Source organism: Arthrobacter sp. 05L428, assembly GCF_056397665.1.
On sequence record NZ_JBFTNW010000007.1, the window covers coordinates 121,874 to 141,545 of the forward strand.

Annotated in this window: 15 protein-coding genes; 9 read left to right on the forward strand and 6 right to left on the reverse strand. The window is 68.8% G+C overall.

Annotated elements, in window-relative coordinates:
* The first annotated feature begins 35 nt into the window (after positions 1 to 35).
* Together AC1DH3_RS13475 and AC1DH3_RS13480 are read left to right on the forward strand one after the other, a co-directional pair.
* Complete coding sequence (locus tag AC1DH3_RS13475) at positions 36 to 1,415, forward strand: DUF4192 family protein (RefSeq protein WP_441418847.1); 1,380 nt, start codon at positions 36 to 38, stop codon at positions 1,413 to 1,415.
* Between the two features lie 275 nt (positions 1,416 to 1,690).
* Positions 1,691 to 3,025 (forward strand): RNA polymerase sigma factor, encoded by a 1,335-nt coding sequence (locus AC1DH3_RS13480; protein ID WP_441418846.1) that lies wholly within the window; start codon positions 1,691 to 1,693, stop codon positions 3,023 to 3,025.
* A 204-nt stretch (positions 3,026 to 3,229) separates the two neighbouring features.
* On the opposite strand, the gene AC1DH3_RS13485 is transcribed toward AC1DH3_RS13480, so the two are convergent.
* Positions 3,230 to 3,451, reverse strand: a complete 222-nt coding sequence (locus tag AC1DH3_RS13485) for a DUF7455 domain-containing protein (RefSeq protein WP_441418845.1) — start codon at positions 3,449 to 3,451, stop codon at positions 3,230 to 3,232.
* 226 nt (positions 3,452 to 3,677) lie between these two features.
* On the opposite strand from AC1DH3_RS13485, the gene AC1DH3_RS13490 reads away from it, so the two are divergent.
* Positions 3,678 to 5,786: a DNA gyrase/topoisomerase IV subunit B gene (locus tag AC1DH3_RS13490; RefSeq protein WP_476909519.1), complete on the forward strand. Its 2,109-nt coding sequence runs from the start codon at positions 3,678 to 3,680 to the stop codon at positions 5,784 to 5,786.
* A 55-nt stretch (positions 5,787 to 5,841) separates the two neighbouring features.
* On the opposite strand, the gene AC1DH3_RS13495 is transcribed toward AC1DH3_RS13490, so the two are convergent.
* Both AC1DH3_RS13495 and AC1DH3_RS13500 read right to left on the reverse strand, forming a co-directional pair.
* On the reverse strand, positions 5,842 to 6,846 hold the full coding sequence (locus AC1DH3_RS13495) for a M56 family metallopeptidase (RefSeq protein WP_476909520.1): 1,005 nt from the start codon (positions 6,844 to 6,846) through the stop codon (positions 5,842 to 5,844).
* Positions 6,847 to 6,851: 5 nt separating this feature from the next.
* The gene (locus AC1DH3_RS13500) at positions 6,852 to 7,238 is read right to left on the reverse strand and encodes a BlaI/MecI/CopY family transcriptional regulator (protein WP_441418842.1); all 387 of its coding nucleotides are present in this window, start codon (positions 7,236 to 7,238) and stop codon (positions 6,852 to 6,854) included.
* A gap of 311 nt (positions 7,239 to 7,549) precedes the next feature.
* Between AC1DH3_RS13500 and AC1DH3_RS13505 the strand changes: the two genes are divergently transcribed.
* From AC1DH3_RS13505 to AC1DH3_RS13520, 4 genes are all read left to right on the forward strand, one after another.
* Positions 7,550 to 9,148: a cytochrome ubiquinol oxidase subunit I gene (locus AC1DH3_RS13505; RefSeq protein ID WP_476909521.1), complete on the forward strand. Its 1,599-nt coding sequence runs from the start codon at positions 7,550 to 7,552 to the stop codon at positions 9,146 to 9,148.
* A 33-nt stretch (positions 9,149 to 9,181) separates the two neighbouring features.
* Positions 9,182 to 10,231, forward strand: a complete 1,050-nt coding sequence (gene cydB, locus AC1DH3_RS13510) for a cytochrome d ubiquinol oxidase subunit II (RefSeq protein WP_441418840.1) — start codon at positions 9,182 to 9,184, stop codon at positions 10,229 to 10,231.
* Between the two features lie 6 nt (positions 10,232 to 10,237).
* A complete protein-coding gene (gene cydD / locus AC1DH3_RS13515) occupies positions 10,238 to 13,729 on the forward strand; it encodes a thiol reductant ABC exporter subunit CydD (RefSeq protein WP_476909522.1) in 3,492 nt (1,163 codons plus the stop codon).
* A gap of 155 nt (positions 13,730 to 13,884) precedes the next feature.
* A complete protein-coding gene (locus AC1DH3_RS13520) occupies positions 13,885 to 14,364 on the forward strand; it encodes a universal stress protein (protein ID WP_476909523.1) in 480 nt (159 codons plus the stop codon).
* Here the strand turns inward: AC1DH3_RS13520 and AC1DH3_RS13525 are convergent.
* The 3 genes from AC1DH3_RS13525 to AC1DH3_RS13535 form a co-directional block, all read right to left on the reverse strand.
* A complete protein-coding gene (locus tag AC1DH3_RS13525; protein ID WP_476909558.1) occupies positions 14,359 to 15,174 on the reverse strand; it encodes a cation:proton antiporter domain-containing protein in 816 nt (271 codons plus the stop codon). The genes AC1DH3_RS13520 and AC1DH3_RS13525 overlap by 6 nt on opposite strands.
* On the reverse strand, positions 15,146 to 15,514 hold the full coding sequence (locus AC1DH3_RS13530) for a cation:proton antiporter domain-containing protein (RefSeq protein ID WP_476909524.1): 369 nt from the start codon (positions 15,512 to 15,514) through the stop codon (positions 15,146 to 15,148). Before AC1DH3_RS13530 ends, AC1DH3_RS13525 begins: the two co-directional genes overlap by 29 nt.
* 142 nt (positions 15,515 to 15,656) lie before the next feature.
* Positions 15,657 to 16,847: an FAD-dependent monooxygenase gene (locus AC1DH3_RS13535; RefSeq protein WP_476909525.1), complete on the reverse strand. Its 1,191-nt coding sequence runs from the start codon at positions 16,845 to 16,847 to the stop codon at positions 15,657 to 15,659.
* Between the two features lie 161 nt (positions 16,848 to 17,008).
* Between AC1DH3_RS13535 and AC1DH3_RS13540 the strand changes: the two genes are divergently transcribed.
* Both AC1DH3_RS13540 and AC1DH3_RS13545 read left to right on the forward strand, forming a co-directional pair.
* Positions 17,009 to 18,334 carry an APC family permease gene (locus AC1DH3_RS13540; RefSeq protein ID WP_476909526.1) on the forward strand — a complete coding sequence of 442 codons (1,326 nt, stop codon included), beginning with the start codon at positions 17,009 to 17,011 and terminating at the stop codon, positions 18,332 to 18,334.
* On the forward strand, positions 18,331 to 19,659 hold the full coding sequence (locus AC1DH3_RS13545; protein ID WP_476909527.1) for a DUF2254 domain-containing protein: 1,329 nt from the start codon (positions 18,331 to 18,333) through the stop codon (positions 19,657 to 19,659). The genes AC1DH3_RS13540 and AC1DH3_RS13545 overlap by 4 nt, the downstream gene beginning before the upstream one ends.
* Positions 19,660 to 19,672 lie beyond the last annotated feature (13 nt).

Here is a 19,672-nt window from a genome sequence, read left to right on the forward strand (position 1 = left end):
TGACGCCCGCCGCGGGCGCGGGCGAAGCTGGACTTATGACAGCTCCCGACCACCTGAAAATCACCGGCCCCGAGGACATCCTCGGGTTCATTCCGCATTCGCTGGGCTATTGGCCAGCCAACAGCCTCGTTGCCATGACCATGCAGGGAAAACGGCTTGGGGCGACGCTGCGAGTCGACCTCCCGGACGCTTCGCGCTGCCGCGGCCCCGGGCTGGCGGCCTTCGCCCGGACCGTCCGCGACTACCTGGAGTCCGACGACGCGGCCGACGGCACGCTGCTTGCCTTTTTCACCGGCGCGCCGGCGGACGCCGAGGCCGGCGATCCAGTCGACGATGCGACCGACGATGCGACCGACGATGCGACCGACAGCGCTGCGGGGGAGCCCGGTGCGGATCCCGCTGTTGATCCCGCCCCGGATCTTGCCTTGGATCCCGCCGTGCTGGCCCGGCTGCTGCGCGAACTGGAGCGCACCCTCGGCAGAGCCGGGCTGCCGGTGCGCGACGCGTGGCTGGTCGGGGAGCGGTACTGGCGCAACGCCTTCTGCGCAGACCCCTCGTGCTGCGCCCCGCCCGGCCGGCCGATCGAGGAGATCCGGAACAGCCGGCTCAATGCGGAGCTGGTCTTCCGCGGCAGCAGCGTCGGCGCGGCCCCGGGGAGGTCCGCGCCCGCCGCGCTGCCCGAGCTGGGCGAACCGGCCGTGCTGGAAGCCGAGGAGGGCTGGGCGCGGGAGTTCTCGGGCCGGTGGCGGGACCGGGCGCAGTTCGGTGCAGTGCTGGACGTGTGGCAGCGCGTGTTCGACGCCGGCGGTAGCCAGTCAGCAAGGGCGGCCAAGGCCCGCGAGGCCGTCCTGCCGGCCGGGCTCGCCGGCTACCTGCGCGCCTCGCTGCGCGTCGCGGCGTGGCGCGACGCGGTCCTCGTCATGGCCGCCGCCGGGCGCGACGCCGCCGAGGCCGGTGCCGAGGAGTTCGGCATGTTCGACGGCGGCCCGGGCAACCCGGCCGCGCTTCCCGGGCTCGACGGCCTCCCGGTTGCCGAGAGTGCCGGGAATCCAGAGGAAGCCGGTCCGGCCGGGGCAGCAGCCGCCGAGACCCCGGGCTACGGGGACGTCCTCCTTGGCCTCGCGCCGCCGGCGCCCGACTGGGGCCGGCTGGCCGAACTCGACCGGGTCCTCCGTCAGCTCGGCAACTGCGGCGGCGGCGAAGCGCGGGCTGCGGCCCTTACAGCGCGGGGCTGGATCGAATGGTGCCGGGGCCGGGGATCGTTCGCCGATGCGCTCTTCACCGCGGCCGGAGCGGAGCAGCCGGGCTACCGGCTGGCGGAGCTGCTGGCCGAGCTGGGCCGCCGCGGCACGCTGTGCGGCTGGGCCCGCCGGCGGGAGGCGGCCTGGCAGAAGTTCGATCCGGATGCGGCCTGAGCCTCGGCGCCCGGGCCGCAACATTGTGTCGACGCGTGCGCTCCGAGGTCCCGTTCCGGAAAATCGTGAGACAATGGTTGGCGAGACCCGGTTGGGTCCGTGTATCGAGTGCGTGTAGCGAACCTTGGAAACAGGGAACATTACGGTCGCCCCGGCAGTTCTACTAAGTGGCTCTGCTGGACGTGATTGCGCCTGATGTGAAACACGGACTTGACAGGGTCATAGTGGTGTTGCCCGTATGGTGATTCCACAGACCGCCGCTAGAAAGGTTTTCTGTGACCCCGTCTTCCGCGAAGAAGGAACCCGCCGACCAGGCCGTATTGTCCCCCGAGGAGAAGAAGGCGGCGGCAAACGCAAAGCGTGCCGCCACGCGTGCAGCCAACAAGGCCGCAAAAGACGCCGCCTCCGCAGCGGGTGATGACACCGCCTCGGCTGTCGCCAAGCCTGAGCCCAAGAAGCGCGGGCCCAAGCCCGGCGCCAAAGCCGCGGCCGAAGCCGCCAGTAAGTCCCGGGACGAGGACTCCGACGACGTCGAGGTCGAAGAGGACCTGGATGAAGTGACCCCGGATGCCGTCGAGCTCGGTGAAGACGGCGAAGAGGTAGCCGGCAAGGCAGCGGTAGCCGCCACCGGCTCAGGCTTCGTCTACTCCGACGCCGACGACGATGACGCCCCCGTGCAGCAGGTCATGTCAGCGGGCGCCACCGCCGACCCCGTCAAGGACTACCTGAAGCAGATCGGCAAGGTTGCCCTGCTGAACGCCGAGCAGGAAGTCGACCTGGCCCTGCGGATCGAGGCCGGGCTGTTCGCCGAGGAGAAGATCGCGGCGGACGACGGCTCCATGGACCCCAAGCTCAAGCGCGAGCTCGAGTACGTGATCCACGACGGCAAGCGCGCCAAGAACCACCTGTTGGAGGCCAACCTCCGCCTCGTGGTCTCGCTGGCTAAGCGCTACACCGGCCGCGGCATGCTGTTCCTGGACCTGATCCAGGAAGGAAACCTGGGCCTGATCCGTGCGGTCGAGAAGTTCGACTACACCAAGGGCTTCAAGTTCTCCACCTACGCCACCTGGTGGATCCGCCAGGCGATCACCCGCGCCATGGCCGACCAGGCCCGCACCATCCGTATTCCGGTGCACATGGTGGAAGTCATCAACAAGCTGGCCCGCGTCCAGCGCCAGATGCTGCAGGACCTCGGCCGCGAACCCACCCCGGAAGAGCTGGCCCTCGAGCTGGACATGACCCCCGAAAAGGTCGTCGAAGTCCAGAAGTACGGCCGCGAACCGATCTCGCTGCACACCCCGCTTGGCGAGGACGGCGACTCCGAATTCGGCGACCTGATCGAGGACTCCGAAGCCGTGGTTCCGGCCGACGCCGTCAGCTTCACCCTGCTGCAGGAACAGCTGCACTCGGTTCTGGATACCCTCTCCGAGCGTGAGGCCGGGGTCGTGGCGATGCGCTTCGGGCTGACCGACGGACAGCCGAAGACTTTAGACGAAATCGGAAAGGTCTACGGCGTGACGCGCGAACGCATCCGCCAGATCGAATCGAAGACGATGTCCAAGCTGCGCCATCCCTCCCGCTCGCAGGTCCTGCGCGACTATCTGGACTAAGCGGCTCGGAGCAAACGCCGGTTCCGGCAACGCGGGGCCACGTCCCGCCCGTGATCTACGAATCACGGGCGGGACGTGGCCCCGCGTTTCCTGCTTAAACAGCGGCTTGGGCCGTTGTCCCAGTCCAGGAAGTTAAAGCAGAAGGACCCCTCCGCGTGGGAGGGGTCCTTCGGGCGGATCCCAATCGGGATCACTGTGGGACGTCTAGTCGACCGGAACCGGTGCCTTCTCGTGGAGGCGGCCCGTCTCGTCGTGCCAGTCGGAGCTGAGCGGACGAAGGTTCGCTTCCACGGCACGGGCGTGGTGACCGCAGAAGAGCAGTTCACCGCCGGAGGCGCCGAGAACAACCCGGACGTATGCCTGAGCTCCGCAACGGTCACACCGGTCAACGGTGGTGAGTGTGCGGTCCGCTACTGCTGTTGTCATGTTCGGCCTCCTTGGTAGATCGATACATCTATATAACCAGCATTCGCTGCCGTTCCATGGCAAGGATGGGGCACTTTCGCTGTCCGCGTATCACGGCTCAGTAACAGCGGCAGGATCTTGACGGCCGTGTTGTCTCTTCGGGGAGTGGCAACCCTGAGTCCGGCGCCGGGCCGACTAACCTAGGAAGAGCGTCTCTGCGTTCCATCCCTGAAGGAGTTTCCGACCCGTGGCACCAAGTTCTGACTACACCGCCCGGCATCTGTCCGTGCTGGAAGGCCTCGAGGCCGTCCGCAAGCGCCCGGGTATGTACATCGGCTCCACGGACTCCCGCGGCCTCATGCACTGCCTCTGGGAGATCATTGACAACTCCGTCGACGAAGCCCTCGCCGGCTTCGGCCACGACATCAAGATCATCCTGCACGCCGACAACTCGGTGGAGATCCATGACGACGGCCGCGGCATCCCGATCGACGTCGAGCCCAAGACCGGGCTCACCGGCGTCGAGGTGGTCTTCACCAAGCTGCACGCCGGTGGCAAGTTCGGCGGCGGTTCCTACACGGCCTCAGGCGGCCTGCACGGCGTCGGCGCCTCGGTCGTGAACGCCCTGTCCTCCCGCCTGGACGTCGAAGTGGACCGCGGCGGCAAAACCTACAAGATGTCCTTCCGCCGCGGCGAGCCGGGCCGGTTCAAGGACCCGGGCACCAAGCCGGATCCGGCCGCCGTGTTCGAGCCCTTCGTCGATGGCTCCGTGCTCGACGTCGTTGGCAAGGCCAAACGCGGTGTCACCGGCACCCGGATCCGCTACTGGGCCGACCGCCAGATCTTCACCCCGGACGCGAAGTTCTCCTACGACGAGCTCGCCGCCCGCGCCCGGCAAACGTCCTTCCTGGTGCCCGGGCTGAAGCTCACCGTCCGGGACGAACGCAAGGTCGCCGGCACCCCCGGGGAGTTCGGCCCGCACGAGGAGATCTTCCACCACGACGGCGGCCTCTCCGAGTTCGTCGAATTCCTCGCCGCGGATCCGGCCGTCACCGACGTCTGGCGCCTGCACGGCGCCGGCAAGTTCAAGGAAACAGTCCCCGTCTTGGACGAGCGCGGCCACAGCCAGCTCGCCGAAGTGGAGCGCGACTGTGAGGTTGACGTCGCCCTGCGCTGGGGCATCGGCTACGACAGTACCGTGCGCAGCTTCGTGAACATCATCTCCACCCCCAAGGGCGGAACGCACCAGTCCGGCTTCGAACAGGCCCTGCTCAAGACGTTCCGCAAGGCCGTGGAAAGCAATGCCCGCAAGCTCAAGGCCGGCAACGACAAGATCGAAAAGGACGACATCTTCGCCGGGCTCACGGCCGTGCTGACGGTCCGCCTCGCCGAGCCTCAGTTCGAGGGCCAGACCAAGGAGATCCTCGGCACCTCGGCGGTCCGCGCCATCGTGGCCAAGGTGGTGGAGCAGGAGATCAACGCCAAGCTCACCTCGTCCAACCGCAACGACAAGGCCCAGTCGGCGCTGCTGCTGGAAAAGGTCGTCAGCGAGATGAAGTCGCGCATCTCGGCCCGCGTCCACAAGGAGACGCAGCGGCGCAAGAACGCGCTCGAGACCTCCTCGATGCCCACCAAGCTGGCGGACTGCCGGACGGACGACGTCGGACGCTCCGAACTGTTCATCGTCGAAGGTGACTCCGCCCTTGGCACCGCCAAGTTGGCGCGTTCGTCGGACTTCCAGGCGCTGCTGCCGATCCGCGGCAAGATCCTGAACGTGCAGAAGGCCTCGGTGGGGGACATGCTCTCCAACGCCGAATGCGCCGCCCTGATCCAGGTCGTCGGCGCCGGTTCCGGCCGCAGCTTCGATATCGGCGCCGCGCGTTACGGCAAGGTCATCCTGATGACCGATGCCGACGTCGACGGCGCCCACATCCGGACCCTGCTGCTGACGCTGTTCTTCCGCTACATGCGCCCGATGATCGATGAAGGCCGCGTCTTCGCCGCTGTCCCGCCGCTGCACCGGGTGGAAGTCATCAACGCCGGCCAGAAGGCCAACGAGATGATCTACACGTACTCGGAGACGGAGCTGCACGTGCTGCTCGCCCGCCTGGCCAAGGAAGGCAAGCGCTACAAGGAACCGATCCAGCGCTACAAGGGCCTGGGCGAAATGGACGCCGAGCAGCTCGCGGAGACCACGATGGACCCGCGGCACCGCACCCTGCGCAAGGTCGGGATCGAAAACGCGAAGCAGGCCGAGGAGACCTTCGACCTGCTGATGGGCTCCGACGTGGCGCCGCGCAAGGACTTCATCATCGCCGGGGCGGCGAGCCTGGACCGCGAACGCATCGACGCCTGAGCGGGCGCAACCCGTCCCGCGCGCCGGGCAACCCCGCGCCGCCAGGGAATCCGGTTCAGCCGAGCAAGCCCGGCACGATCAGCAGCGCCGTGGGCACCGCCAGCAGCAGCAGGCAGGCGCCCAGCACGGCGTAGCGAAGGACCTCCGGCAGCGGCGGCTGCGGGGAGAGCAGCCGGCTGACCCGCGAGGCCGTGGTCACCGCCGAACCGGCACCTCCGGTGGCTCCGGGCTGGCCGGCGTCGGCCTCGGTGCCGGCGTCGCCGAACGCCATCCGGGCCGCCGGCACCGCCGTCGCAGCGCCAGGGCCGGCGGAACCGCTCGCCACGATCGCGATCGCCTTGATCAGGGTGGCCTTGCTTTCGGTCTTCAGGGCAACGTCGTCGGCGAGCATCTCGATCAGCGAGTTGACGGCCTCCTGCGCGAGCCGGGTGGTCGGCAGCCAGGGCAGCGCCTGCCGCCAGGCCGCGAACGCCCACAGCAGCAGATGGTGTCGTTGGCTCAGGTGGGCGTTCTCGTGGATCAGGACCGCACGCAATTCGTCCGGCTCCAGTGCCGCCATCAGTCCATCGGAGAGCACCGTGACGGAGCGGGCGCCGCCCGGCAGGCAGTAGGCCACGGGGGAGTCATGGCTGATCACCATGGTCCGGGCGCCGTCGGCCGAGGGGGAGGCGAGCAGCGCGAGCAGCTCGCGGTGCCGCCGCCGCTGGCGCTGGATCTTGTAATAGGTGAGCAGCAGGGTGAAGACCAGGTGGGCGCTCAACAGGGCCGCTGCCGAGAGGGCGAAGATATGCCAGAAGCCCAGCGCCGTGGTCGGCTCGTTGCGCAGGACCATGCCGGCCAGCGAGCGGAGGCCGGCCAGCAGGTTGTCCCCGACCGGCTCCAGGCCGTAGACAAGCATGGCCCCGATCATCGACAGGCCGCCGGCGAGGGCGATTGCCTGCCAGAGCAGCATGGCCGTAAAAGGGGAGCGGGCCGGCCATTGGGCACGCGAAAGCAGGATAGGTACCGGCCACGCCAGAACTATCGCCAGGACCGCCAGAAAGTATGAGGTCCAGAACACCGGTGTTAGCTGTGGTCCAGCAGTTTGCGCAGCGTTTCAGCTTCGGTCGCGGACACGGAACCAATGAAGCGGGCCAGCACGGCCTCCCGGTCGGGGGCGGAGCCGAGCACCTCGTGCATCAGTTCCGCGGTGTGGTCCGCGCGGCTGGAGACGGCCTGGTAACGGTGCGGGCGGGTGCCGCGTTCCCGCTCCACCAGGCCCTTGCGCTCAAGCCGGGACAGGACGGTCAACACGGTGGTGACGGCCAGGTCCTTGCCCTCGTGACCGGCAGAGCCGCCCGCCGCCTGCGTGCTCTGCGCGAGCAGGTCCCGCAGGGTGTTCGCGGTCGCAGCCTCCTGGCCTGCCCAGAGCAGGTCCATCACTGCCCGTTCCAGTTCGCCGAGACTTGCCATTCCGTACGTCCTTCTTGAGTGCCGCCTTGGGCGGTGGTCCCGCCCGGGTGGTTTGCCGGATACTTCAGCTTTAAATTTACCGCGTTTTCCGCCCAGTTTCTACATGAGGTAGAACAGGGCCGCCGCGGCGTGTCGCCTGCGGCGCCGGGGCGGGGCGGCCCGGCGCCGGCTGCCCGCGCCGATCCATTGCGGGGCAGGGCACGCCGTGCCACGCTGGGGTGCGGGAGGGTGTGAACTTGTTCTACACTCTGTAGAAGTATCAGTTCTACACAACGTAGAAATCTCTCGGGAACCTAGCCAAAGGGACTGCCTTGGACGCCTTGGAAATCGCACGCTGGCAATTCGGCATCACCACCGTCTACCACTTCATGATGGTGCCGCTCACGATCGGCCTGGGGCTGGTGGTGGCGGTGATCCAGACCCTCTGGTACCGCACCGGCCGGCCCGAGTACCTCCGGATGACCAAGTTCTGGGGCAAGCTCTTCCTGATCAACTTCATCATGGGCGTGGCCACCGGCATCGTGCAGGAGTTCCAGTTCGGCATGGCGTGGAGCGAGTACAGCCGCTTCGTCGGGGACGTCTTCGGGGCGCCGCTCGCCATGGAGGCGCTGCTGGCCTTCTTCGTGGAATCCACTTTCCTGGGCCTCTGGATCTTCGGCTGGAAGCAGCTCAAGCGCGGCGTCCACCTGGCCTGCCTCTGGATCGCCGTCATCGGCTCGGTCTTCTCCGCCTACTTCATCATTGTGGCCAACAGCTGGATGCAGCACCCGGTGGGCGTCGAGATGATTGACGGGCGTCCGGTAATGACCGACGCCTGGGCCGTCTTCACCAACAACACGGCGCTCGTGGCCGTGCCGCACACCCTTTTCGGCGCCCTCGCCGTCGCCGGGGCCTTCCTCCTCGGCATCGCGTGGTACCACCTGTGGCGCCGCCGCCACGACGGCATCGACACCGTGGGAGCCAACGGCAAGGTGATCCCCGGGGAGTCGGCAATCCCGGGCCGGGACCGCGCGGACCACGCCGTCTGGATCCGCTCGCTGCGGATCGGCGCCGTCGTCGCGATGATCTCCTTCGCGGGCACCGCCATCACGGGCGACCTGCAGGGCAAGCTCATGTTTGAGCAGCAGCCCATGAAGATGGCCGCTGCCGAGGCCGCCTGCCACGACGGCACCGGCTTCTCCATCCTGAGCGTCGGCAATGTCGGCTCCAAGAACTGCGACGACGTCGTCGCCGTGATCGAGGTCCCCGGCATCCTGTCCTTCCTGGCCAAGGGCGACTTCATCACCGAGGTGAAGGGCGTCAACAGCCTGCTGGAGCAGTACAAGGCCGACTACGGCACACACCTGCCGGACAACCCGATCTACGGTGACCGCGCCGGCCAGGAAATCCAGTACGTCCCGGTCATGGAAGTCACCTACTGGGGGTTCCGGATGATGATCGGCTTCGGCGGCGTCGCAGCCCTCGCAGCCCTCGTGGCACTCTGGATCACCCGCAAGGGCACCGTCCCGGCCTCCCGCGGCCTGATGCGGCTCGCCGTGTTCGGCATCCTGGCCCCCTTCGGCGCCAACGCCGCCGGCTGGATCTTCACCGAAATGGGCCGCCAGCCCTTCGTGGTTGCCCCCAACCCGGATCCCAGCGGGATCGACCAGGTCTTCATGTTCACCGCCGCGGCGGTGTCCCCGGGCGTCTCCGCCGGCGAGCTGCTGACCTCCCTGGTGGTGCTGACGGCCGTGTACGCGGTGCTGCTGGTGGTGGAGGTGAAGCTATTGGTGAAGTACATCCGCGGCGGTGTGGTCTCCGCGATGCCCGAGCTGGCCCACGCCCTGGCGGATGAAAACGAGGACAAGACCCAGCCCGGCGGCACGCCCGGCAAACCCGGGGCCGACGACGTCCTGGCCTTCGCCTACTAACGCCCCCCGAACAAGAAGCAGAGGAAATTCAGCATGGAACTGCTACCCACCATCTGGTTCATTGCCATCGCGCTGCTGTGGACGGGCTATCTATTCCTGGAGGGCTTCGACCTCGGAGTCGGCATGCTCATGAAGGGCTTCGCCCGGAACAACACCGAACGCCGGGTGCTGCTCAACACCATCGGCCCGGTCTGGGACGGCAACGAGGTGTGGCTGCTCACCGCCGGCGGCGCCACCTTCGCGGCCTTTCCGCTTTGGTACGCCTCCCTCTTCTCCGCCCTGTACCTGCCGCTGCTGCTGGTCCTGGTAGCGCTGATCTTCCGCGCCGTGGCCTTCGAATACCGCGGCAAGGTGGACACCCCGCAGTGGCGTGCCCGCTGGGACTGGGCCATAGCGCTGGGTTCCCTGGTCGCCGCCTTCGGGGTCGGCGCAGCTCTGGCGCTGACCACCACAGGACTGCCGCTGAACGCCAACGGTGACCGCGAGGGCGGCCCGTTCGCCTGGTTCAGCGCTTACGCCGTGCTGGGCGGACTCGCCGTCGTCGGCTTCTCCCTGCTGCACGCGCTGGCGTTCCTGGCGTTGAAGACCGACGGCGACGTCCGGCACCGCGCACGGCAATGGTTCGTCCGGCTGCTGCCGGTGCTGCTCCTGCCGATCGCCGGCTGGGCGATCGTGCTGCAGTTCCAAAGCGGCAAGGCCTGGACCGTGGCCGCCGTCGTCGCCGCCGTCGTGGCGGCCGCCCTGGCCTGGAACTTCGCCCGTGGCGGCGCCGAAGGCAGGGCCTTCCTGTCGCTGGGCGTCTTCCTGCTGCTCGGCAGCGCCTCGATTTTCGGCGCTGCCTTCCCGGTGGTGCTGCCCTCGACCCTCAACCCGGACTTCAGCCTGACGGTCGCCAACGCCTCCTCCTCGGACTACACCCTGGGCCTGATGACCATCGTGGCCTGCATCGGGCTGCCGCTCGTCCTCGCCTACCAGGCCTGGACCTACTGGGTGTTCCGGCGCCGGGTGAGCGCCGCCCACATCCCGGAAGCGCACAGTTTCCTGCCCGCGATTGCCGCCAAGGCCCTGGCGCCGAAGGACTAGCCGCCGATGAGACCGCAGTTCCCCGCGGGCCCTGCCACTCGCTCCGCGCTCTACCTGCTGGGGCTGCTGGCTGCCCTCAAAGCGCTGTCGCTGGTGCTGGTGGGCCAGGCGGTCGCCGGCATGCTGTCCGGCCTGATGGCGCACAACCCCGCCTGGGCCGAGCAGCTCGGCTGGGGAATGGCCGGGGTAGTGCTGCGCTCGCTCACCGTTTGGGCGCAGGCGGTGGCAGCCCGCCGCGCCGCACTGGGGGTCAAAGAGGAGCTGCGCTCAGAGCTCCTGGACCGGGCCCTGCATACCGGCATCCGCAGCGCCGGGCCGGCCGACGGCGGACTCGCGGTCCTGGCGACGCGCGGACTGGACGCCCTGGACAACTACTACACCCAGTTCCTGCCCGCACTGGTGAACTGCGCCGCCATCCCGCTGCTGCTTGGGGCCAGGATCCTCTTCGCGGACTGGATCAGCGCCGTGGTGATCGTCCTGACCGTTCCGCTCGTGCCGCTGTTCATGGTCCTGATCGGCCGCTACACCGAGGACCGGGTGCGGGAAGCCCAGTCGGCCCTGTCCCGGCTCTCCGGCCACATGCTGGAACTCGCCAAGGGCCTGCCCGTGCTGGTGGGCCTGGGCCGCGCGGCCGCCCAGCGCAAGGCCCTCGAGGACATTTCGGAGGACTACCGCTCCAAGACCATGGGGACCTTGCGCACCGCCTTCCTCTCCGCCCTGGCGCTGGAGCTCATCGCCACGATCTCCGTCGCCGTGGTGGCCGTTTTCATCGGTGTCCGGCTGGTGCACGGGGACATGGCGCTCGAGGCCGGGCTGCTGGCCCTGATCCTGGCCCCCGACTGCTACCTTCCGCTGCGCGAACTCGGCACCGCCCACCACGCCAGCGACGAAGGACGCGCCGCGCTCGCCGACACCACGGAGGTCCTCGACGCCGTCCAGGCCGCACCGCTCGTCCCCGCCGCGGTCCGCCGGGACGGAGTCGCTCCCGTTCCGCCGGCCGTCACGGTCCGCGGGCTGACCGTGCGCTACGCCGGCCGCGCGGAGGCCGCCGTCGGACCGCTGAGCTTCACCGCCGCCCCCGGCGGGATCACGGCCCTCGACGGCCGCAGCGGCGCCGGAAAGAGCACCGTCCTGGGCGTCCTGGCCGGCACCATCGGCTCCGGCACCGGGTCTGAGGTCACCGGACGGCTGGAGGGGTTCGCGACGGCGGACCTCGCCTGGGTGCCGCAGCACCCCGTGATGGTGGAACCCACAGTCCTTGCGGAGGTCCTGCTATACCTCGGTGCCGGCCCGGACCGGTCCCCGGCGCAGGCCAGCACCGAAGACACTGCCGAAGCCAGGCGCTGCCTCGCCGCCTGCGCCGCCGAACACCTCGCCGCGAAGCATCCCGCCGAGCTCAGCCCGGGGGAGTTGCGCCGGGTGGCCGTGGCCCGCGGGCTGGCCCGGATCGCGGCCGGCGCCACGGTGCTGCTGCTGGACGAGCCCACCGCGCACCTGGACCGGGCGTCCGCCGATGCGGTCAGCCGCACCATTTCCGGACTGCGCGGGAAGGCCACGGTGCTGCTGGTGGCCCACGACCGGCAGACCCGCGAACTCGCGGACCGGCTGGTGGGCGTTGGGGGACCTGCCGGCGGCACCGGGACGGTCGCCGCGGCCGTCGCGCCGTCTTCCTCCAGCCGAGACCGCGCCCCGGACGGGCAAGACCTCCCGCCGGCATTAGCCGACGCGGCCGCCTTCGACGCCGGCAATCCCGGCGACGCCGGCACTCCTGCCGAGGCCGCAACGTCGGCCGCCGGAGCTGCGCGCTTTGGAACTGCTGCCGCCCAGCTGCGCCGGCTGCTTGCGCCGGTGGCCGGGAAGTTTACCGCCGCCGGCGCGGTCGGGGTCCTGGCCGCGCTGTTCGCCGTCGCCCTGTCCGGGCTCTCCGGCTGGCTCATCATCCGCGCCAGCGAGCAGCCGCCCATCCTGTACCTGCTCACCGCAATCGTGGGGGTGCGCTTCTTCGGCGTCGGCCGAGCCGCCCTGCGGTACACCGAACGGCTGCTCCTGCACGACGCGATCTTCAGGGCGCTGACGCGGCTCCGCGGCCGGCTGTGGGAGTCTCTGAGCCGTCGGGCGCTGTCGCTGCGGCGACTTCTGCAGGGCGGCAACGTCCTGGGGGCCGTGGTGGACGACGTCGACACCGTCCGCGAGCTGCTGCCGCGCGTCGTGCTGCCGCCGCTGACCGCCGTGGCCGTGGGCGCGGCCGCGGTCACGGGCGTCGGGCTGCTGCTCCCGGCAGCGCTCCCGGCCGTGGTTGCCGCCGCCGTCGTCAGTCTCGCGGCCTCGCCGGCCTTGGCACTGCTCGCGGACCGGATGTCCGCCGGAACCGAGCAGCAGCTGCGGTCCGGGGTGCTGCGGCGGGTTGCCGCGGCGCTGGATGCCCGCGCCGAACTCCATGCCAACGGTGTGGGCGCCCCGGTCCTTGCCGATATCCACCGTGCCGACCGGGAGGCGACTGCCGCGTCGCAGCGTTCGGCCCTGGCCGAGGGACTCGGGCAGGCGCTGACGGTGCTGGCCTGCGGGGCCGCCGCGCTGGCCAGCGCGGTGCTGGCCGCCCCGCTTGCCCTCAGCGGCGCCGCCGAGCCGGCGACCGTCGCCGTCGTCGTGCTGCTGCAGCTGGCCCTCGTGGAACCGTATTCGGCGATCACGACGGCGGTGCGGCAGTATCCTGCGCTGCGCTCGGTGCTGCAGCGCATCGCAGCGTCCGGAGTCCTGGCTGCGGAGACGCCCGAAGGATCCGGCGGACCAGTGCCGGTACCGGCGCGGCCCGGCGGACGTCCCGGCCTGGAACTGGACCACCTGGCGGCGGCGTGGCCGGGCGGCACGGAGGTCTTCACCGGGCTGACCGCCAGCGCCGAACCGGGCCGCTGGCTCGCCGTGACCGGCGCCTCCGGTTCCGGAAAGTCCACCCTGCTGGCCGTCATGCTCGGCTTCCTCCCGGCCGCGGACGGCCAGCTCTTCCTGACCGGACGCGCGGCCTGGTGCCCGCAGGAGGCGCACCTCTTCGACTCGACCATCCGCGGCAACCTGATGCTGGGGCTGCCCGAGGGCGATCGTCCCACGGACGGAGCAACAGGCGCGGCCACCGGGCTCGACCTGCAACTTTCCGCTGCGCTGTCCGCCGTCGGCCTGGAACCGCTGCTGCAGCGGCTCGACCGGGGTCTGGACGCGCCCATCGGGCCCGGCGGGGCGTTCCTCAGCGGCGGGGAGCGCCAACGCCTGGCGGTGGCCCGCACACTGCTGACCGGAGCCGATGTGATCCTGCTCGACGAACCCACGGCCCACCTGGACGCGGAAGCCGGCCGCGAAATGCTGGCCGAGCTGCGCCGCGGGCTGGCCGGCCGCACGGTTGTCCTGGTGACGCACAACCCGGAGGACATCAGCCCGGAGGACAACCGGCTGGACCTGGACGTGGCCGGGCTCCGGCAGAGCACGCCGGTGCTGGCGCGGGGGTAGGGCAGCCACTCGGGGACCTTGCTAACCATCAAGGCATCGGGGATCTGAGTGAATCTGCAACATCCGCGCGGTCGCCATCACTGTAGGGCAACTGGCCCTGAATGGCGCAGGCGCTGAGGTCTAGGATGCCCGTAAGGCGAGGGAAGGAAAGTCCAATGACCAATAACAGTTCATTCGTCATCGTGGTGGGTTTTGACGGTTCCGAGCATTCCCAGTGGGCGCTGGACTGGGCCGTCGACGAGGCCCGCATGCGCGACGGACAGCTCAGGCTGGTGACGGCCTGGAGCAAGCCGCTGATGGCCTGGTTCCCGGCTGTGCTGGAAACGGCGGCGGGTGAAATTGCCACCGAGGAGTCTCCGGAACAAATCGCGGCGGCGGTCCAGGCCCAGGCGTTGAAGTCCGTCTCCGGGGAGGGGATTGCCTCTAGCGGGAAGGTTGTGCACAGCGATTCGCCGGCATCAGCGATACTCGACGCTGCCTCGGAAGCCGATCTCGTCGTCGTTGGGTCCCGGGGGCACGGCGGATTCGCGGGTTTGAGTCTCGGCTCCGTCTCTACCCAGATCGTTAACCATGCACCATGTCCCGTCTTGGTCGTCAATTCCGCCGCGGGCCCGGGCGCCCGGCACGGGTCATAGGGCCTCGTCGGCAGCAGCCGAAGCCCGCGGCCCGGCGCGCGGCACGTTCCCGAACTGCCTGGCCACCAGGACGTCGGTCGACGAGTGGGCCAGGATGGACAGCAATATGACCAGCGCCACGAGGTGAAAGAGCTCATCTGAGCCCTGCACCCCCGATTCAAGGACAAGAAGCCCGTAGACCACGGAGGCAAACCCCTTCGGGCCGAACCACATGGCCGCCAGTTGTTCCTTGGCTGACAACCCCGTGCCGAGGAAAGAGATGAGCAAAGCCAACGGGCGGGCTGCCACGATGGCGAGGACAGCGAAGACCCAGCCCGTCCAGGCGATCTCTCCAAAGAGGAATGTCGGCGTGATCAAGGCCCCGAAGACCAGTATGGCCGCCAGCTTGAGCAGCTCGGAGACCAGTTCGCCGAATTGTTCGAACTCTTCCCGGAAGCCAGGTCCCGCGGTAGCGACTGTGATGCCGGCAGAAAACGCGGCGAGGAAGAGGTTGGCGCCCGTGACCAGGCAGATCGAAAGTACGAGCAGGCCAATGGAAACCGCAACCAGGGGCTGCAGGCCCTTTGTCGCCTTCAGGAACGGCAGGCGTTCCAGCCAGATGACCAGCAGCGGCACGAACACGCCGACGAGCAGGCCCAGGACGATTTCTTCGGCAAGAACCGTGACTCCAAGGTCCGTTTCGCCGCCAACTGCCAGCAACACGAGAACCAGGGGGAGCGCCAGCCCGTCATTGAGTCCTGATTCCACATTCAGCAGGTGACGCAGGCGCCCGGGGACTTCCTTACGCCCCACAATGGCTGCCGCGAACACCGGATCGGTCGGTGCAAGTACGGCTCCGATCAAGAAGCAGCCAGGGGAGCCCGGCAATATAGCGGGCCAGGAGGGCCGTGACGATGAGTGTCAGCGGCAGCCCGAGCACGAGCGCCCGGCCGGGTAGCCGCCAGGCGCTTCGCAGGTCGGACCAGCCCACTTTCATGCCGTCCGTGAACAGGACGGAGAACAGCGCCAGCTGCGCCAACACGGCAACGACCTGATCACGGGGGTGTAGGGGAACGAGACCGGTCACGCCTTGGCCGATGACAAATCCGCCGAGGAGAAACAGCACCGCCGTGGAGAGCACTGTCCGGCTGGCACGTTCGGAAATGAGCACACCCGCAAGCAGGAGCAGGCAAAAACGAGCGTCAGCATCGGGACCATCGCCATCACCCCATCGGTACGCGGGAGCCTGGCCGCAGTAGCGGAGCCGCGCAGGCCCAGTCTGGTCCCGTCCCTGGCGAGCGGTCAAGAACGGCTCACTTGGCGATCCGGCCCACGATCTGGCGGGCCACCAGCCGGTCGATACCGGGCAGATGGCTGGCTCGGATGATCCAGCGGCGCAGCAGGCGCTGGGTCCGGTTCGCGGGCAGGAACGAGGCGGCCGCACGCCTGCCAGCGGCCTGGCCCTCCTCGACTACCGGCCTCCAGCGTCGCTCGAAGCCGGCAAGGGCGGGGCTGATTCCCTCGGGTGCGGCCACAGGCCCCAGGACGTCCGCCAGCAACGCCGATCCGGCGATGGCGAGCGAACCGCCCTGGCCGGCCAGCAGCGACACCGCCCCGCAGGCATCTCCCACCAGGACGGTCCGCCCACGCGTCCAGCCCGGCATCACAATCTGTGCCACCACATCGTCGTACGGGTGTTCGGGGCAAAGTTCCAGCAGCCTCTCGACCGCTGTACCGAGTCCGACGAACTCACGGCGCAGCCGTTCCCTCGGCGCCTCGGATGGCAGCTGCCCCGCCGCCCCCGGGGCGTGCAGATAAACCAGGAATGCTGCCACCTCGTCCGAGCGAAGACTGTAGAGCCCGGCGAGCCGGCCGATGCTGTCGGTGAGGACGAACCGGTTCCGGAACCGGGCATTCAGGGCCGGGTCGGTCACGATGAAGGCGGCGGCGCGCATGCCTAGCGGGTGCAGGTACTCGTCTTCCGGCCCGAACATCAGGGCCCGGATGCTGGAGTGGATGCCGTCCGCCCCGATGAGGACGTCCGCGGTGAGGGTCTGCTCCGGCTGGCCCCCGACGACGACGCGCACGCCGCCGTCGTCGTCCTCCCACGCCCGGGAAACCGGCACCCCGTACCGCACCAGCACCCGGCCGGCGGGCACGTCGGCGAGCGCGGCGAGTGCAGCGCGCTCCATGTCGGGGCGCAGCAGGCTGAGGACTTTGCCGCCGGCAAGCCGGGCAAACTGGTCGAAGTCGAGGCTGGCCGCGGGGCGTCCCGCCACATCGACATACTCGGCCGCCTCGACGTGGTAGGCCACGGCGGCGAGGCGCGGGTAGAGGCCGATCCTCTCCGCGGCCTCCACGCCCGGACCGAAGAAGTCCATCATGTAGCCGTCGAGACGCGGAGCGGCCGATTTTTCGAGGATCTCGACGTGCCAGCCGGCCATACCCAGTTGGCGCGCCACGACGAGCCCCGCAATGCCAGCCCCTACAACCACAGCCTTCATGGCGCGCCTCCACCGCGGACCGGATCGGCCGGGCCCAGGAAGCGCCGTCGATTTCTGGAACCCGCTGGTTCATTCTTTGCTCCAAGGACCTCGCCTGGCAACCATCCGGGTCAAGCCGGGGCCGGGCAGGGGTTCCACCGCCGGGGCTAGACTCGGACGTCATGGCTGATGATTCCAAGAAGCTGTCCCTGGCCGGTTCCGTCTCCCTCGGGACGGGGGTGATGGTGGGCGCAGGGATTTTCGCCCTGGTCGGCCAGGTCGCCGGCCTTGCGGGCGGGCTGGTGCCGGCGGCGTTTCTTGCCGGAGCGGTTGTCGTCGCCTTCAGTTCCTACTCCTACGTGAAATACTCCGGAGCCAACCCGTCTTCCGGCGGCATCGCCATGCTGCTCAAGGCTGCGTACGGTCCCGGGGTCATTGCAGGGGCGTTCTCGCTGTTTATGTACGTGTCCATGGTGGTTGCGGAGAGTCTTCTGGCCCGGACCTTTGGCACCTACCTGCTCCGGCCCTTCGGCTTGCAGGGTTCCGCGCTGCTGGTGCCGGCCCTGGGTGTGGCGGCGATTGCCGCCGCCGCCCTGGTCAACATGTTCGGCAATACCTTGGTGGAGAGGTCGGCGACCGTCACGGCCGCGGGCAAGATCATCGGAATCGCGGCGCTGGCGATCGCGGGCCTGCTGGCCTCGGGCTGGTCCTCGCTGGGGACTGCGCTTACCGGCGGATCGGGTGAACCTCCGCAGCAGGGCATCCTCGGCTTCCTGGCCGGCACAACGCTCTGCATCCTGGCGTACAAGGGGTTCACCACCATCACCAATCAGGGCGGTGACATCAAAGAGCCCAAAAAGAACATCGGCCGGTCCATCATCATTTCCCTGGCGCTGTGCACCGTCATTTACCTGCTGCTCACGGTGTCGGTTACCGGCAGCCTGAGCGTCCCGGAAATCATGAAGGCCCGGGATTACGCCCTGGCACGGGCCGCGGAGCCGCTCTTCGGCACCTGGGGGGTTGGCCTGACCATCGCCCTGGCCGTTGTCGCCACGCTCTCCGGCCTGCTCGCCAGCCTCTATTCAGTGTCCAGGCTCTACGCGATGCTCCAGGAGATGAAGCAGGCTCCGGCGCTTCCGGGAAAGGTCAAACACCAGCCCCTGCTCATCACCGCCGGCCTGGCGATCCTGGTCACCGTCTTTTTCGACCTGAGCAAGATAGCCTCCCTCGGCGCCCTGCTGTATATCAGCATGGACATCGCCGTGCACCTGGGAGTTATCCGTCACCTGCACCGGGACATCGGGGCCGCGAGGTGGGTTCCCGCCGTCGCGATCATGCTGGACCTCGCCGTCCTGGGGGCGTTCGTTTTCGTCAAGGCGGGGCAGGACCTGCTCACCCTGGGTGTGGGCGCCGCCCTGGCCCTGGCCATCTTCCTGGCCCAGTGGTGGGCCGTCAAACGCCGCGACAACAGTGGCGACGCCGCCGACCGCCAGCAGTCAACAGTATGATCCGGCGAATCCGGGCCGCCTTCCGCGCCCGCCTGTGGCCGATCCCGGTCCTCGCCGTGGCCCTGGCCGTGGCGCTGGGCGTCGGGCTGCCGGCGCTCGACAACCTGCTGGACGAGCGCATGCCGGGGGCGCTGGAGAACTACCTCTTCAGCGGCGGACCCGAAGCCGCCCGCGCGGTACTGCAGGCCATCTCCGGATCCCTCATCACCGTCACCTCCCTGACGTTCTCCCTCACCGTCGTGACCCTCCAGTTGGCCAGCAGCCAGTTCTCCCCGCGGCTGCTCCGCACGTTCACCAGCGACAGCTTCGTGCATTGGACCCTGGCGCTGTTCCTGGGGACCTTCTCCTATTCGTTGACGGTTCTCCGCAGTGTTCGAAGCGCCGCTGAGAGCCGGGATGAGTTCGTCCCCGACATCGCGGTCACGGTGGCCTTCCTCCTGGCCCTGGCCAGCGTCATAGGCCTGGTCCTTTTCCTGGCACACCTGACCCGGGAGATCCGGGTCGAGACCATGATGAAGAACGTCCATGCCGAAACCGCCGCCACCATCGAGCGGGTGATTCCCAAGGACCCGGCCCCCGGATCAAACCAGCCCGCCGGGCCCGGAGCGGCACGCCTGGCGGCCGGTTCGTCCGGCTTCCTCAACTCGGTTGACGCAGCAGCAGTGGTCGACGTCGCCCGGGCTGCCGGCGCCATCATCCGGATCGACGCGTGGCCCGGGGAATCCCTGATTGCCGGCGTTCCCTTTGCCACCGTCTGGGCGGCAGGGGAGCGCAAAGAGTTCACCGCTGCCGAGCTCGAGGACCTCACCCGGCGTCTTGGCGACGCGGTGACCATAGGCTTTGAGCGCACGAACGATCAGGATCCCGCCTTCGGCTTCCGTCAGTTGGCCGACGTCGGGGCCCGTGCCCTGTCGCCCGGGACGAACGACCCCACGACGGCGGTGCACGTCATAGGCCACCTCTCCAGCCTGCTGTGCGTGCTGGCGGGCCGGGACCTGCGCGACGAGGCAGCCAAAGACGGCGACGGCGTAGTCCGTGCCATCTTCGCCAGGCCCGGCTTCGACCATTACCTCTCCCTTGCCGTCTCGCAGATCCGGCACTACGGCATGCAGGACGCCGACGTTGGAAACCGACTGCTGGCGCTCTTCGAAGAAGTCAGCTGGTGCGACCGCCTGGGTGCCCGGCGCGCAGCCCTCGAAACCCGGCTCTCGGAACTGCGGGAGAGCATCGAACACCACGAATACAGCAGCGCCGAAAAGCGGACGCTGGCCGAAAAGTATGAGCACGTCCGTTTAGCGGTCACGTCGGCGCCGCACTTTTCCTAATCCGCGTCACCAT